This is a genomic window from Kitasatospora sp. NPDC056651 (assembly GCF_042792155.1).
Lineage (GTDB): Bacteria > Actinomycetota > Actinomycetes > Streptomycetales > Streptomycetaceae > Kitasatospora.
The window spans coordinates 68,920-82,820 of record NZ_JBHTWX010000012.1; the positions used below are offsets into that span (position 1 = coordinate 68,920).

Annotated in this window: 12 protein-coding genes; 3 read left to right on the forward strand and 9 right to left on the reverse strand. The window is 73.8% G+C overall.

Annotation, left to right across the window (positions count from 1 at the left end):
- The first annotated feature begins 212 nt into the window (after positions 1-212).
- Positions 213-689, forward strand: coding sequence for a hypothetical protein (locus ACFRAR_RS07820; protein ID WP_380695987.1), 477 nt, complete (start codon positions 213-215; stop codon positions 687-689).
- A 67-nt stretch (positions 690-756) separates the two neighbouring features.
- Here the strand turns inward: ACFRAR_RS07820 and htpG are convergent, their stop codons facing one another.
- Complete coding sequence (htpG, locus tag ACFRAR_RS07825; RefSeq protein WP_380695937.1) at positions 757-2,673, reverse strand: molecular chaperone HtpG; 1,917 nt, start codon at positions 2,671-2,673, stop codon at positions 757-759.
- A gap of 118 nt (positions 2,674-2,791) precedes the next feature.
- Positions 2,792-4,858 carry a BTAD domain-containing putative transcriptional regulator gene (locus ACFRAR_RS07830; RefSeq protein WP_380695939.1) on the reverse strand — a complete coding sequence of 689 codons (2,067 nt, stop codon included), beginning with the start codon at positions 4,856-4,858 and terminating at the stop codon, positions 2,792-2,794.
- Positions 4,859-5,038: 180 nt separating this feature from the next.
- Between ACFRAR_RS07830 and ACFRAR_RS07835 the strand changes: the two genes are divergently transcribed.
- Positions 5,039-5,581, forward strand: coding sequence for a hypothetical protein (locus ACFRAR_RS07835; protein ID WP_380695941.1), 543 nt, complete (start codon positions 5,039-5,041; stop codon positions 5,579-5,581).
- Between the two features lie 186 nt (positions 5,582-5,767).
- Positions 5,768-6,619: a hypothetical protein gene (locus ACFRAR_RS07840; RefSeq protein WP_380695943.1), complete on the forward strand. Its 852-nt coding sequence runs from the start codon at positions 5,768-5,770 to the stop codon at positions 6,617-6,619.
- Between the two features lie 19 nt (positions 6,620-6,638).
- On the opposite strand, the gene ACFRAR_RS07845 is transcribed toward ACFRAR_RS07840, so the two are convergent.
- The 7 genes from ACFRAR_RS07845 to ACFRAR_RS07875 form a co-directional block, all read right to left on the reverse strand.
- Entirely contained in the window at positions 6,639-7,568 is a 930-nt protein-coding gene (locus ACFRAR_RS07845) for a GNAT family N-acetyltransferase (RefSeq protein ID WP_380695945.1), read from the reverse strand.
- A complete protein-coding gene (locus tag ACFRAR_RS07850; protein ID WP_380695947.1) occupies positions 7,561-9,732 on the reverse strand; it encodes an NACHT domain-containing protein in 2,172 nt (723 codons plus the stop codon). Before ACFRAR_RS07850 ends, ACFRAR_RS07845 begins: the two co-directional genes overlap by 8 nt.
- On the reverse strand, positions 9,729-10,163 hold the full coding sequence (locus ACFRAR_RS07855) for a hypothetical protein (RefSeq protein ID WP_380695949.1): 435 nt from the start codon (positions 10,161-10,163) through the stop codon (positions 9,729-9,731). Before ACFRAR_RS07855 ends, ACFRAR_RS07850 begins: the two co-directional genes overlap by 4 nt.
- A gap of 116 nt (positions 10,164-10,279) precedes the next feature.
- Positions 10,280-11,440, reverse strand: a complete 1,161-nt coding sequence (locus ACFRAR_RS07860) for a DUF6801 domain-containing protein (RefSeq protein WP_380695951.1) — start codon at positions 11,438-11,440, stop codon at positions 10,280-10,282.
- A 236-nt stretch (positions 11,441-11,676) separates the two neighbouring features.
- On the reverse strand, positions 11,677-12,096 hold the full coding sequence (locus ACFRAR_RS07865; protein WP_380695953.1) for a hypothetical protein: 420 nt from the start codon (positions 12,094-12,096) through the stop codon (positions 11,677-11,679).
- A 68-nt stretch (positions 12,097-12,164) separates the two neighbouring features.
- Positions 12,165-13,172, reverse strand: coding sequence for a MerR family transcriptional regulator (locus ACFRAR_RS07870; RefSeq protein ID WP_380695955.1), 1,008 nt, complete (start codon positions 13,170-13,172; stop codon positions 12,165-12,167).
- The gene (locus ACFRAR_RS07875; protein WP_380695989.1) at positions 13,159-13,860 is read right to left on the reverse strand and encodes a HEAT repeat domain-containing protein; all 702 of its coding nucleotides are present in this window, start codon (positions 13,858-13,860) and stop codon (positions 13,159-13,161) included. The genes ACFRAR_RS07870 and ACFRAR_RS07875 overlap by 14 nt, the downstream gene beginning before the upstream one ends.
- Positions 13,861-13,901 lie beyond the last annotated feature (41 nt).

A 13,901-nucleotide genomic window follows, 5' to 3' on the forward strand; every position in this document is an offset into this window, starting at 1 on the left:
CCCCGCCGCGGTGTGCCGCCCCGGTCCGCCGGGGGCGGCACACCTGCACCCGGCACCGGGCGGCTCCGCCGGCCGGACGCGCCGGGCCCCGTGCGGTCGCTCGCCTACCCTACGAACGGACCGGCCGCCCCGGCCGAGGCCGTTCTAGGAGGAGTCCCGTGTCGTCCTGCGACCCCAAGCACGCTCCCGTCGGCGATGTGAGCGCCGCGCTCATGGTGATCGACTCCCGGCTCAAGGCCGTCTACGACGGCAAGTCCGGGACGGACCCCGAGCACCAGCGGATGGTCGACCAGATCACCGCGTCCTTCGGCCCCGCCCAGGCCGAGGCGCTGATCGAAGGCGCCTGCACGCTCGTCTACGTGTTCATGAACTGGCTGCGGCAGGCGTTCGAGCACCAGGACGAGGACGTGATCGAGCACGCCGTCCCCAGCCTGGTGTCCACCATGCGGATGATGCCGAGGACCTTCAACCCCGAGGTCATCCCCACCATGGCCGGTCTGCTGGTCGCCGCCGGCACCGGGCTGAGCCCCAACCTGTGGCGCGCCCAGTACGGCTCCTGGACGAAGGAGGAGATGAACCCCCTGGAGGCCACGGCGGTGCTGCTCGCGGAGTACATCAACCGGATCTCCGGCCAGGGCAACGACTTCGCCACCAAGCTGGTCACCGACGCGCTGAACCAGCTCGACTAGGACGGGTTCCCGGACGTGCCGGTGGCGCCGCCCCGGACAGGGGCGTCGCCACCGGCGTTCGCGTCGCTCAGAGCGCCCGGGTCAGCCGGTCGGTGAGCAGCCGGGTGAAGCGGGCCGGGTCGGGCAGCTCGCCGCCCTCGGCGAGCAGGGCGCTGCCGTGGACCAGCTCGGCGATCTCCGCCAGCGCGGGATCGGTGGCGTCGGCATCGTGCGCCGTGCGCAGCGCGACCACCAGCGGGTGTGCCGGGTTGAGCTCCAGGGTCCGCTGGACCGGCGGCACCTGCTGGCCCATCGCCCGGTACATCTTCTCCAGGGTCGGGGTCATGTCGTGGGCTTCGCCGACGAGGCAGGCCGCCGAGGTGGTCAGCCGAGAGGACAGCCGGACCTGCTTGACCTGCCCGGACAGGGAGGTGGTCAGCCAGGCCAGCAGGGCGGCGAAGTCCTGCTCGCGCCTGCTCTTCTCGGCGTCGGCCTCCTCGTCGCCGTCGGCCGGCTCGTCGAGGTCGACCTGGCCCTTGGCGATGGACTGGAAGCGGTGGCCGTCGAAGGCCGGGACCTGCTCGACCCAGACCTCGTCGACCGGGTCGGTGAGGATCAGCACCTCGTACCCCTTGGCCCGGAAGGCCTCCAGGTGCGGGGAGTTCTCCACGGTGGCCCTGGTCTCGCCGGTCAGGTAGTAGATCGCCTCCTGGCCGTCCTTCATCCGTTCGACGTACTCGCCCAGCGTGGTGGTCTTCTCCGGGTCGTGGGTGGAGGCGGCCGACACCAGACCGAGCAGGGCCTCGGTGTTGTCGGCGTCCTCCAGCAGGCCCTCCTTCAGCACGCTGCCGAACTGGCCCCAGAGCGTCGCGTAGGCCTCGGCGTCGCCGGTCCGGACCTCCTTGAGGGCGCCGAGGACCTTCTTGACCAGGCGCCGGCGCACCGCGCGGATCTGCCGGTCGTGCTGGAGGATCTCGCGGGAGATGTTCAGCGACAGGTCGTGGGTGTCCACCACGCCCTTGACGAAGCGCAGGTAGTTGGGCATCAGCGCTTCGCAGTCGTCCATGATGAAGACCCGCTTGACGTACAGCTGCACGCCGCGCTTGGCGTCCCGGGAGAACAGGTCGAACGGGGCCTGCGAGGGGACGAACAGCAGCGCCTCGTACTCGAAGGTGCCCTCGGCGCGCATGTGGACGGTCTTGGCCGGAGGCTGCCAGTCGTGGCTGATCTGCCGGTAGAACTCGGTGTACTCCTCCTCGGTGACCTCGTTGCGCGGCCGGGCCCAGAGCGCCTTCATCGAGTTGAGGGTCTCGGTCTCGCGGGTGGTGGCGCCCTCGGCGTCGGTGCGCTCGGTGGCCATCCGGATCGGCCAGCGGATGAAGTCCGAGTACTGCTTGACGATCTGGCGGATCTTCCGCTCGGACAGGTAGTCGGCCAGGCCGTCCTCGCTGTCGGCGGGCTTGATGTGCAGGGTGACGGACGTCCCCACCGGCAGCCCGTCGACGGCCTGGATCTCGTAGGTGCCCTCGCCGTCGGACTCCCACTGGGTGCCGGCGTCGGTGCCGGCCCGCCGGGTGCGCAGGGTGACCTTGTCGGCGACCATGAACGCCGAGTAGAAGCCGACGCCGAACTGGCCGATCAGGCTCTGGGCGGCCGCGGCGTCCTGGGCGTCCTGGAGCTTCTCCAGCAGGCCCGCGGTGCCGGACTTGGCGATCGTGCCGATCAGCTCCACGATCTCGTCCCGGCTCATGCCGATGCCGTTGTCGCGGACGGTGAGGGTGCGGGCGTCCTGGTCGACGTCCAGGGTGATGTGCGGGTCCGAGGTGTCGGCCGCGAGGTCGGAGTCGGTCAGCGACTCCAGCCGGAGCTTGTCCAGGGCGTCGGAGGCGTTGGAGATCAGCTCGCGCAGGAAGATGTCCTTGTTCGAGTAGATCGAGTGGATCACCAACCGGAGCAACTGACGGGTCTCGGCCTGGAATTCCAGCGTCTCGACACTGCTACCCACTCTGGGACTCGCTTTCTGCCTGAAGGGTACGGAGGGTGTACGGAGGGTACGGAGGTGCGGGTGGGGCCTGGTGGCCCGTATCGCATCGTAGATGTTGACTCCGCCCGGGCCGGGCCGATCAGTCGATCGGGGGTGCTTCGGTGGCCGCGGTCGAGGCCTCGGCGGCCAGGCGGGCGACCTCGGCCCAGGCGTCGAGGTGGGGTCCGCCCGGCTGGAGGCCCGGGTGGTCGGGGTGGCGCGGGAGACCAGGGTGGTCCGCGGCGGGCTGGGCGGGCAGGAAGGCCGGGGAGCGGCCGCGGTGGAGGTACCAGCGGCCGAGGCGCACCAGGGCGGCGCGGCGCTCGGCGGCGCTGGTCTCGGCGGAGCGGCGTTCGGCGGCGTAGAGGCGCAGCAGGTCGTTGAGCCGGTAGTGGCCGGGTTCGTCGACGGTGAGCAGGTGGGCGGTGGCCAGCCGGTCGAGCACGGGGCGGACGGCGGCGGCCGGGGCGCCGGCCAGGGCGGCGGCCGCGTCGGCGCCGATGCCGACGGCCGGGAGCAGGGTGAGCAGCCGCAGCAGCGTCCGGGCCTCGGCGGGCAGCGAGCGGTAGGAGAGGTCGAAGGCGGCCCGGACCGTCGAGGTGGCGTCGCCCTCGATCTGGAGGGCGCTCAACCGGTGGTCGGTGTCGAGGAGTTCGGCGGAGTGTTCGGCGAGGCTGCGGTCCGGGACGGCGGCCAGGCGGCTCGCGGTGATGGCCAGTGCGAGCGGCAACCGGCCGCAGGCGTCGGCGAGTTCGGCGGCGGCGCGGGGCTCGGCGCGGACGCGGTGCTCGCCGAGCAGCCGGGCCAGCAGTTCGACGGCCTGGGGGGCCGGCAGGACGTCGAGGACCAGGGGGCGGGCGCCGTTGCGGACGGTCAGGCCGTCGAGCCGGGTGCGGCTGGTGACCACCGTGCGGCAGTCCGGGGCGCCCGGCAGCAGCGGGCGGACCTGTTCGGCGTCGCGGGCGTTGTCGAGGACCACGAGCAGCCGGCGGCCGGCCAGCAGGGAGCGGTAGAGCGCGGCGGCCTCGTCGGGCGTGGTGGGGATCCGGTCGCCGGGCACGCCCAGGGCGCGCAGGAAGCGGGCCAGGACGGTGTGCGGGGCGAGCGGGGCGTCGACGGAGTAGCCGTGCAGGTCGGCGTAGAGCTGGCCGTCCGGGAAGCGGTCGCGGACGCGGTGGGCCCAGTCGACGGCCAGGGCGGTCTTGCCGGCCCCGGCGGGGCCGGAGACGGCGCAGACCGGGGTGGGCGGGGTGGCGAGCAGCGCGTCCAGGGCGGCCAGCTCGGTGGCGCGGCCGACGAAGGCGGCGGGGGCGGGCGGGAGTTGCGCGGGTGGCGGGGGCGGCGGGTCCGTCGGGGTGCTCGGGGTGGCGGGGGCCTCCTCGGGGGGAGCGGCCGGGGTGGCGGCCGCCGGGGTGCGGACGGGTTCGGTGGCCAGCAGTTCCAGGTGCAGGGACCGCAGTTCGGGCCCGGGGTCGAGTCCGAGGTCCTCGGCCAGCCGGTCCGCGATCCGGCGGTAGGCGGCGAGGCCCTCGGGCGTGCGGCCGGAGGCGTGCAGGGACCGCATCAGCTGCCCGGTGAAGCGTTCCCGCAGCGGATGGTCGGCGACGAGCGCGGTCAGCTCGGGGACGGCCGCGCGGTGCCGCCCGAGGGCGAGCTCCAGGTCGAGGCACTCCTCCCAGGCGGTCAGCCGCAGTTCGTCCAGGGCGACCGCGCCCGGGGCGTCCGCGTCCACGGCGAGGCCGTCCAGCGCGGGGCCGCGCCACAGCGCGAGCGCCGCGCGGAGCCCGTCGACCGCCGCCGGGGCCCGTCCGGCGGCCGCCTCGCGGCGGGCGTCGGCCAGCCGGTCGGTGAAGGTGCGGGCGTCCAGGCGGTGGCCGGTGAGGGTGATGCGGTAGCCGCGGCCGTCCGTCAGCAGCACGGGCGGTGCGTCCGGGTCGGCCTCGGCGAAGCGGCGCCGCAGCACCCCGGCGAGGTTGCGGACCTGCCGGGTGGCGGTGGCCGGCGGCCGCTCGTCCCAGACGGCGTCCACCAGACGGGCGACCGGGACGGAGCTGTCCGCGTTGAGCAGCAGGGCGGCCAGCAGCCGCTCCTGCCGGGAGCCTTCGGAGGGGACGCGCCTCCCGTCGCCGGTCCACACCTCCAGCGAGCCGAGGATCCTGAACTCCAAGGGGGTTCCTCCCTGGGGCCGGCGGGGCCGGACCGGCCGTCGCCGTGAGCGGATGGGCGTGAGCTGTGACGAACCGATGACCAGATCATGCCAGTTGTGTGCGTCCGGTTGAGAACTTTGCAGTGCACCGGCCGAAACGAGCCGGTCACCCGGTGAAACCCCCCGAACCAGGAGCACTCGATGAACCGTCTGAAGAAGGCCGTCGCCACCGCGAGCGCCATCGCCGCGGCCGCCCTGATCCCGCTCACCGCCGCCCCCGCCTCCGCCGCCACCGGGCCGGCCACCCACCTGGGCATGACCTGGTCCGTCGTCTCCTACGGCCCGGAGGGCACCGTCCAGGTCGGCGGCCCCGGCGGCAGCCCGAGCGACGCCTACAAGGGCGACACCGCGCCCACCGTCTCGCTGCCCGTGCTGTGCCTGAACGTCGACGGCAGCCCGGCGCCGGCCGGGATCAGCCTCGGCTTCTACAACGGCTGGGCGCAGGGCACCGTCGCCCTCAGCCAGCCGGTCAAGGGCTCCCGCCTCAACAGCCGGGCCGCGGCGGACAGCGTCTGCTCGTCCACCTTCGGTGCCGGCTGGCGCGAGGCCGAGTTCCACGACGGCCACTACGGCCCCGACCTGTCGCAGACCGGCGGCTGGGACTTCTGGGCCTACGGCAACATCCCCAACAACACCCGGTTCTGGACGGCCATCAACGACTCGCCGGCCAACCCCTGGAACTGACCCGACGGCAGCCGCCGGCGCGCCCGCCCTCCCCGTGGGCGCGCCGCGGCCGGGCCCCGGTCGGTGCGTGACGGCCTTGCACGGGCGGGCAGTTCGGGGATTCGCCGACGGGACATCCGGGTACGCCGTACGCTCGGGCGCCGACGGTGGTCGTCGAACACGGCCCGGAACCGGTAGGAGGACGGCGTGAACACGGCTGCCGCACGGCCCGCACAACCGCGCTCACGCGTCGGCGGGACCGCACCCCGGATCGACCCGCTGCTCGCCGACCGCGTCACCGAGGCACTCCTCCTCGCCGGCCTGCCCGTCGGCTACGGCGGCCACGGGGTCGGCGTCCGGCTGCGCCCGGCCGAACCGCACGACGACTCCGACGACTGCGCCGGCCTCGTCGCGCTGCACTGGGAGCCCGGTCCCCGGCTGGCGGCCGCGGCGGCGATGGCCCAGCAGTCGGCGTCCTCGGCCCGGCGGGTCGTCAGCAGCAGCATGGAGAACGCGCTGGCCGAGTTCCTGCCGGCGTTCGGACTGGAGGTCGTCCTGGGCCGGGCGGACGGGGAGACCAGGGTGGGCGGGGCCGGCGGTTCGGCGGCGCCGCCGTTCGGGACACCCCCGCGGAGTCGCGCCGCCGACCCGTCGGGGGTCGGGTCGCGCCCGCAGGACCTCGGCATCGGGGCCGACGTCGTGGACGCGGTCCGCCGCGCCGCCGCGCTCGTCGGCCTGCCGGTCGCCGACCACCTGCACGCGCCGGGCATCACGCTCGACGCGTGCCGGCCCGTCGACGAGGGGGACGACGCCAGGGGCATCGCCGACCTGCGCTGGAACCCCTCCGGGCGCTTGTCCGCCTCCGCCGCCTCCGCCGCCTCCGCTGCCGACGGCGAGCAGGCCGCGCGCGTCCGGACCGCCGTCCAGGACGCGATGCGCCACGCCTTCGGCTCCGTCCTCGGGGCCTGCGGCCTCGAACTCCGGTGGCGCCGACCCGCGAACCTCCCGTACCAGCTGCGCGCCTACGGGCCCGCCGAGCAGCCGCCGGTCCGGCGCTGACCCCGACGGTCCCCTGGGGTCACTCGGTGCCGAGGGCCTTGCCGTAGACCGCGGAGCCGCGCCGGACCGTCATGCCCAGCCGCTGGTAGAGGGGCAGCGCACCGCTCTCCGAGTGGGTCCACAGGGTGCAGGTGCGGTGGCCCCGGCGGTAGGAGGCGCGGAAGGACTCCCGCAGCAGCATGCGGGCGATGCCCCGGTCGCGGTGGTCCTTCCGTACGGCGACCCGCTCGACGTAGCCCTCGTCGGAGCCCGGAACGTCCAGCGCCAGCACCGCGCCGACCAGGTGATCGCCCGCGAACGCCAACGGCGAGAGCGCGGGTGCGAAGGTGTCGAGCCCGACGGTGTGCCGGGCCCACTCCTCGTACGGCTTCCGCCGCATCTGCCACTCGTCGAAGGCGTCCTCGGTGAGTCGGTACGCGGCCCGTTCGTCACCGGGGCGGAAGGCGCGCACGGTGATCCCGGGCGGCGGTGCGGGCACCACGGGCTCGGCGGGCAGCGCGATCTCCAGCAGCCACTGGGCGACGAACGGCTCGTAGCCGCGGGAGCGCAACAGCTCCACCGCCGCCCGGTCGCCGTCCGAGACCGTCTGGCTGAGCCGTTCGCCGCCCGCCCGCCGTGCCCGCGCCTCGGCCCAGTCGAGCAGCGCCCCGCCCAGCCCCTGACCGCGATGACCGGGGTGGACGTCGACCGTGCTGCGCCGGCCGCCGTGCACCCAGGCCCATCCGACGAGGCGCTCGGCCGGGTCGTGGACGAGCAGGGTGTCGGCGGCCGGGTCGAGGCCGGGCAGCGCGAGGTCCGCGGCGATGCGGTCGGGTTCGGTGTCGGGCCGGCCCGGGAGCTCGCGCTCGCAGGCGCTGACCAGGCCGTGGATCGCGGGGGCGTCGGCGGCGGTCGCCGCCCGGCAGCGGTAGGGAGCCGGGACCGAGGGGGAGGAAGAGGGATCAGCCATGGTGTGGCCGTTCGTCGGCCGCGGTCTCCGGCGGGCGGGCGAGGTGCTCCTGGAGGCTGGCGTGGCGGAACTGGTAGACCGCTCCGGCCTGACGCAGGACACCGCGCTCCCGGTGGGCGTCCTCGAAGAACGACATCGCCCGCCACGGCAGCCGTCCGGTCAGCGGCAGCCAGATCCTCGCGATGATCACCCACTCGCCCCACGCCGTCAGCGCGAGGGCCGCTCCGAGTCCTCCCGCGAGCGCCGTGAGGAGCCCGACCCGGGTGTCCCACATCGGGCCGGGCGTGGCGGTGACGCCCCAGAGAGAGCCTCCGAGGAACCCGACGATGAGTCTGAACCCGACGGTGACGGCGACTCCGGCCAAGGGACCGAACAGGAGCAGCTGCACGAGCACGGTGTTCCGGTTGGCGGCCAGCAGACCGCGGGGCCGGACGGCGGACTCGGTGTCGACGGGCACCTCGAGCCAGGAAATGATCCCGCTCACGAGCCCGAACGCGAGTGCGAACTGGGCGCCGTACACCACCGCGGTCGCCAGTCCGACCTCGAACCAGAGCGGGTCTCCGGCCACCTTCCCCCAGAGCCCGAGCATGAGCCCGATCCCGGCTCCGCCCGCGAACCCCGCGACGAGCCCGGTTCTGACCTGCTTGAGGGCCTCGCGGACGGACCTGGTTCCGGACGCCTTGCTCCGGCCCCGGAGACGGATCCCCATGCGTGAGGGTTCCACCGCCGCGCCCGCGAACGCCAGGCGGATCCGGTGCGCGAGGGCGAAGAGCAGCCCGGCCGGAAGCCCGTTGATGAGGGCGTCCACGAGCCCGACCAGGAGCCCTTCCGCGAACCTGGGGAGAAACCCCCCGAAGGGCCGCGACGGGTAGACGGTGTAGTAGACCGAGTCCACGAGGAAGACGACCGCCCCGACGCACACCCCGGACATGCATCCGATCACGGCCATGCGGGTCGACGGGTGCAGGGTCGTGCCCAGTTCCCACCATTTGAGGTCGGTCTGCTCGCGCTTCGTGAGGTGCCGGGCGAGATGGCCGAGCCACCGGGCGGCCCGTTCGGCCTCCAGGGGCCCGTGCCTCTTGGACCACCTCCGGGGAGCCTTCCGGTCGGGGTGAACCGGCGGCCGCGGACGGCTCGGATAGACCGACGGTACGAGCGAGTCCAGCAGGTGCCGCTCGATCTCCTCCACGGTCGGGAAACGGCGTTGATCCGTGAGATCACCAGGGCTCCCGCTCTGGTTCGGGTTTTTGTAGACCTTGCGGCACAGCCACAGCAGGAGCGGAACCGACAGGGCCTCGGCCACGGGGCGTTGCTTTTTCTTTCCCATGGCCCTGATGAGCGGTCGCCAGCGGTTCCGCTGCTGCGGGGGGACGTTTGTGCGGAGGTAGTCCGCGACCGCCTTTGCCGTCAGGGGCTGGCCTACGACCACCTCGGCCGAGCGCAGCACCTCCCCCTTTGTGATCGCCTCGGTGTAGTCGCGGGTCCGGCAGGTCAGCACCAGTGGTTCGGTCGCCAGATATTCGGAGTTGAGCGCTTCGAGCGCCATCGGCCTTTCGGCGGCAGGCAGTTCGTCCAGGCCGTCGAGCACCGGCAGGATGAGCCTGCCGTTGAGGAGTTCAATGGCCTGCGTGGCACTCAGGAACGGGTAATCGTCCACGAGTTGGCGGATCAGCCAGGTCATCGGCTGCTCGTCGGCGGGCCGCCAGGAGGAGAGCGACAGCAGGACCGGGACCCGGCCTCCTTTTGCTCTCTGCCCCAGCAGTTCGAGGACCAGCAGGACAGCCAGGGTCGTCTTGCCGCTGCCCGCCTCGCCCAGGATGACCAAGCGCTGCGGTTGCCGCCCTGCGAACGCCTCGGTGAAGGAAGCCAGATCCGAGGTGCTTCCCTCCACGGGACCTCCCGTCAGCTCGCGGTGGTCGCCGAGCTTCTCTCGGTCCGCCACACGCCACAGAACGGGGATCGGCACCGGGAACAGGTCACGCAGCTTGGCCTCATGGCTCCACCGCTCCCGCACCAGCCCGGCCAGACGGTCCACCGGATCGGAGGAGCCCTTGGTGGTGAAGTAGTTGATCTGGGTGTTGTGGTCGCCCGACACCACCGCGACGTTGAAGGTGGTGCCGGGCGCGAAGACGAACTTCTGATCGCCGGGTGCCCCAGCCGTCACGAGTTGAAGTGGTTGGTCTGGGTGTTGCCGTCGCCGATCTGGACCCCGGCCGACCCGTTGAAGGTGATCCCGCTCACGGTGTACTTGCCCGGGCTGTCCGGAGCGGCGGGCTTCTCGGCCGCCCGGACCTGCTCGACGGCCTGGCGTAGCGCTTCGGCGAACTCGGCGTCGCGCGAGACCGTGTCGTTCAACGCGAGCTCCAGCCGGCCCCGGGTCTCCGGGGTCGGCTCCTCCCGGCCGTCGGTCACCTCCCGCGTCACGCTCTCCAGTGCCGGCTCATGGCCCAGCCTGGTGGCCACCACGTCGTGCAGGCGGTCCATCCCGGCGTCCAGCACCTGGTCGACCTCCGCGTCCGCCCGGCCCGCCACCCGCCGTGCCTTGCTCACCGCCCACGCGAAGAGATAGCCCACGGCCAGTTCCACGCCTTCCACGTTCGCCTCCTCCATCGGATACGGGTCGTCACGGCGACCATAGCTGTGAGCACCCGGTCGCGGGGTGTGAAGCTCCAAACCACCAGCGGTGGTTGGGCGGGATGTCGATCCCGGTGTCACGGCTCCTCCTGCCGGGTCCTGCCGGCTGTGGACGTGTCGGCGGCCACGACCTCGCTCACCTGGCCGTGGGCCGGGGCCGGTGGCTTCCTGCGGCGCTTCCTGAGCCAGGCGCCGAGTGCGGCGGCGCCGGTGGCGGCCAGGACGGCGGCTGCCAGGTACAGGTACGGGAAGCGCGGGTGGTCGGACGGCAGCGCGACGTCGAGGGTGCCGAGCGGGGCGCCGTCGCTCGGCCTGGACGTCGGGGAGACGGTCGGCGGGTTCGCGTTCTCGGGGGTCGAGGGTGCCGGGGTGGGCGTGGCCGATCCCGGTGTGGTCGGTTCGCCCGTTCCGGCCGTCGGGGGTGCTTCACCCGGCCCGGTGGACGGGCCCGGTCCGCCGGTTCCGCCGGTTCCGCCGGTTCCGCCGGTTCCGCCGGGGGTGTCCGATCCGCCGGTCGCGGCTGCCCCGCCGCCGGTGGTGCCCGATCCACCTGTCGCGCCCGATCCGCCCGATCCGCCCGGCCGGGAACCGGCGTTGGTGCCGGAGGGCTTCGCCGTCGGAGGGGTGGGGTTCCCGTTGTCCGTCGGCTTGGGGGCGGGCGGCGGGGGCGGTGGGGGAGGAGGGGGCGGGGCCGTCACGTCGAGGGCCTGAAGGACGTTGTCCTGCCCGGGGTTCAGCGAGCAGTCGCCCCCGATCGTGCCCACGACCGGTAGGCCGTTCGCGTTCCGCGGCGTGACCTGGACGGTGAAGCCCTCGATGGTGATCTTCCCCGGGCCCGGCCGGCTGAGCGTCACGGAGGGCGCGGTGCCGCTCGCCGTGAGCGAGAACGGGCCGGATGCCGGGATCGCGGTCCTGGCGATGGACAGGGGCATGTCCTGCGGAATGGTGCCCTCCGGCGCCACCACGGTGCCGTGCGCGAGGATCGATCCGTCCACGCTGGTGGCGCCGAATATGCCCGCGTACTGCGTGAAGCTCTCGTCCACCCTCGCCGTCCCGCGGACGGTGAACCGCGGACTGGGGCGGCCCACCTCCATCGAGGTCGGGGCGTCCGCGGTGACCGTGATGTCCGCGCTGACGGCGATGACCACGGCCGAGCAGGTGTAGTGCAGGGTGCGCGAGACGGCGGCTGCGGCGGCGGGCCCGGCGCCGAACACCGCCGGCACTCCGGCAGCGGTCATGACCGCTGTCGCGAGCCCGACGGCCGCTCGTGTCCCGGATCCTCCCGCGCGTTCCCTGCCGAGCGTGATGCCCATGATCGCTCCATGACGACGGCTGCCCCGGGTACCCCGGGGCCCACTCATGGTGACGGTTCGTCATAAACGATTGGTTGCAGCCGAAGTGCGGTGCGTAGCCGATGGATGACCGGACGTCGGGAATTCACCGGTCCGCCACGCAGCCCTTGCGTGAACGGTGCTCAGCGGTACGGCTGTTGGTCTTCGCGGTGGGTGATGGTGCCGTCGGCGAAGCGCCAGGACCGGCTGTGCCGGCACAGGCTCCACCCGTCGGGCGCGTGGCGGGCGGTGTCGACCCAGGCGGCGAGTGCGGGGAGTGCCCGTCGGCGCAGGGCCTCGCGGGCGAGGGCCCGCTCGGCGGCTGCGAGCGGGCCGACGCGGATCCGCAGGGGGGAGAGGATGCCCACGGGGAAGCCCCGGCCGTAGTTGGAGGGGATCGGTGGGATCCACTCGACCTGGAGCACCGTCCCGTCGCTCCAGGGCTCGTGGGCGAACCACAGGTCGGCGGCGTCCGCCTCCTGGTCGCCGAGGGCGGCGCGGATGTCCGTCGAGCTGAGTGGCCACGACAGGTGTCGGGGCAGGTGGCGGCTGCGGGCTGGCATCCGCCGAGGATGGCATGCGCGCGGGTGGGGGCGCCCGGTTTTTTCCGGCCTGCCGGACCCGCCCCGGGCTACCGCGTGTCGCGCAGCCCGAGGACGTACGCCGCCGTCAGCGCGACCACGCGGTCCTCGTCGCGGGCCAGCGCTTCGAGGGCGCGGGAGGAGGTGCTCCCCGGGATGTCGGCGAGCGCCTGGGTCAGCCGGCGGCGGGCGGGCGCGTCGACGGCCTCGTCGGCGAGGCGGTCGACGAGTCCGGTGGCGATCGGGTCCGCCAGTGCGGGATCGGCCGCCAGCGCGCTCAGCGCGTCGGCCGCGTCGGCGTCCTTGGTCTCCTCGACGATCATGCCGATGAGGGTCGGGACGGCGTCCGCCGCGCCCCGGCCGCCGAGCGCCAGGGCCGCGTACCGGCGGACCGCGAGGTCGGGGTGGGCGAGGGCGTCGCGCAGCAGGGCGGTGGCCGCACCGCCCGGCAGCTCGGCGAGGGACCGCACGGCGCGCTCGCGCACCTCGGCCGCGGGGGAGTGGAGGCCCTTCGCCAGCAGGGCCGGCCCGTCGCCGCCGCCCGCCTGGGCCAGCGCCCAGCGCAGCGCCCCGGCGACGCTCGGGTCCGGCTCGGCCAGGACGGCTTCGACCAGGGCCTCCACCGGCACCGGTACGTCCTCGGACGCGGACAGGGCGGCGCGCTGCCGGGCCCCAGGGCTCTTGGACTCCAGCGCGTGGAGGAGCGAGACGATCCGCAGCACGTCCTCCCAGCCGGCCGGTTCGGCCGCACCGATCCGGCTGAGCCGGGTGAGCAGTTCGGTCTCCGCCGCGATGCGCTCCCGGGTGCGGCCGATCAGGTCGTCGACGAGGGCGGCGGGCGCGAAGCCGGGGTCGTCGAGGGCGCGCCCGACCTCGCGCAAGGACAGGCCCAGGGAGCGCAGGCTCTCGATGTGGAAGATCCGCCGGATGTCCTCCTCGGCGTACTGGCGGTAGCCGGAGTCGGTGCGGCCGGTCGGCCGGACCAGGCCGAGGGTTTCGTAGTGCCTGAGCATCCGGGCACTGACCCCGGACCGCCGGGCGACGTCACCGATCAACACCGTCTGTCGTCCCTCCCGGGGCCCCGTCGAGGGCCGCCGTGCGCTTCGCCTCCTCGATCGCGGACTCGAACCCGGCGTCCGGGTCGTGCCACAGCCGTTCCGTGGCGAGCGCGTGGGTGCGCACCCGGGGGTCGAGGTCCGTCGTCGCGGCGGTCAGCGTCGGCAGCACCGCCTCCCCGAGCGCGACCAGCGCCCGGCTGAGGCTCAGCTGCGTCTCCCGTCCGCCGCGCCCGAGCTGGGTCGCCAACACTACGGCCAACTCGTGCTGGGCATCCTCGGGCACCAGGACGACCGCCGCCCGCCAGGCGCTGCGGGCCACCTCGTCGTCGGCGTCGGCCAGCAGTGCCGGGGTGATCGCCGGCCAGGCCCGCCGGTCCCCGATCTTGGACAGGGTGTGCAGCGCCTGGCTGCGCGCCTGCGCACCCGGCGAGCGGACCTCCCCGAGCAGCAGCGGGACGGTCATGGACGCCGGGTGGCGGGTGAGCGCCCAGGTGAGCATCTCGCGTACGGAGAAGTCGGGCTCGACCGCGCACCGCCGGACGAGCCCGCCGACGTACGCCGGGTCCGGGCTCGTGCCGACGGCCAGGGCCGCGCGCAGCCGGACGGAGGCGGCGTCGTGCTCCAGCGCCCGCAGCGCCCGTGTCGTGTCCGTGTTCATGTCCGTCTCCGTGTCCGTGCTCGTGATCATGTCCGGGTTCGTGTCCTCGTTCGGTCTGGTCATCAGGACCA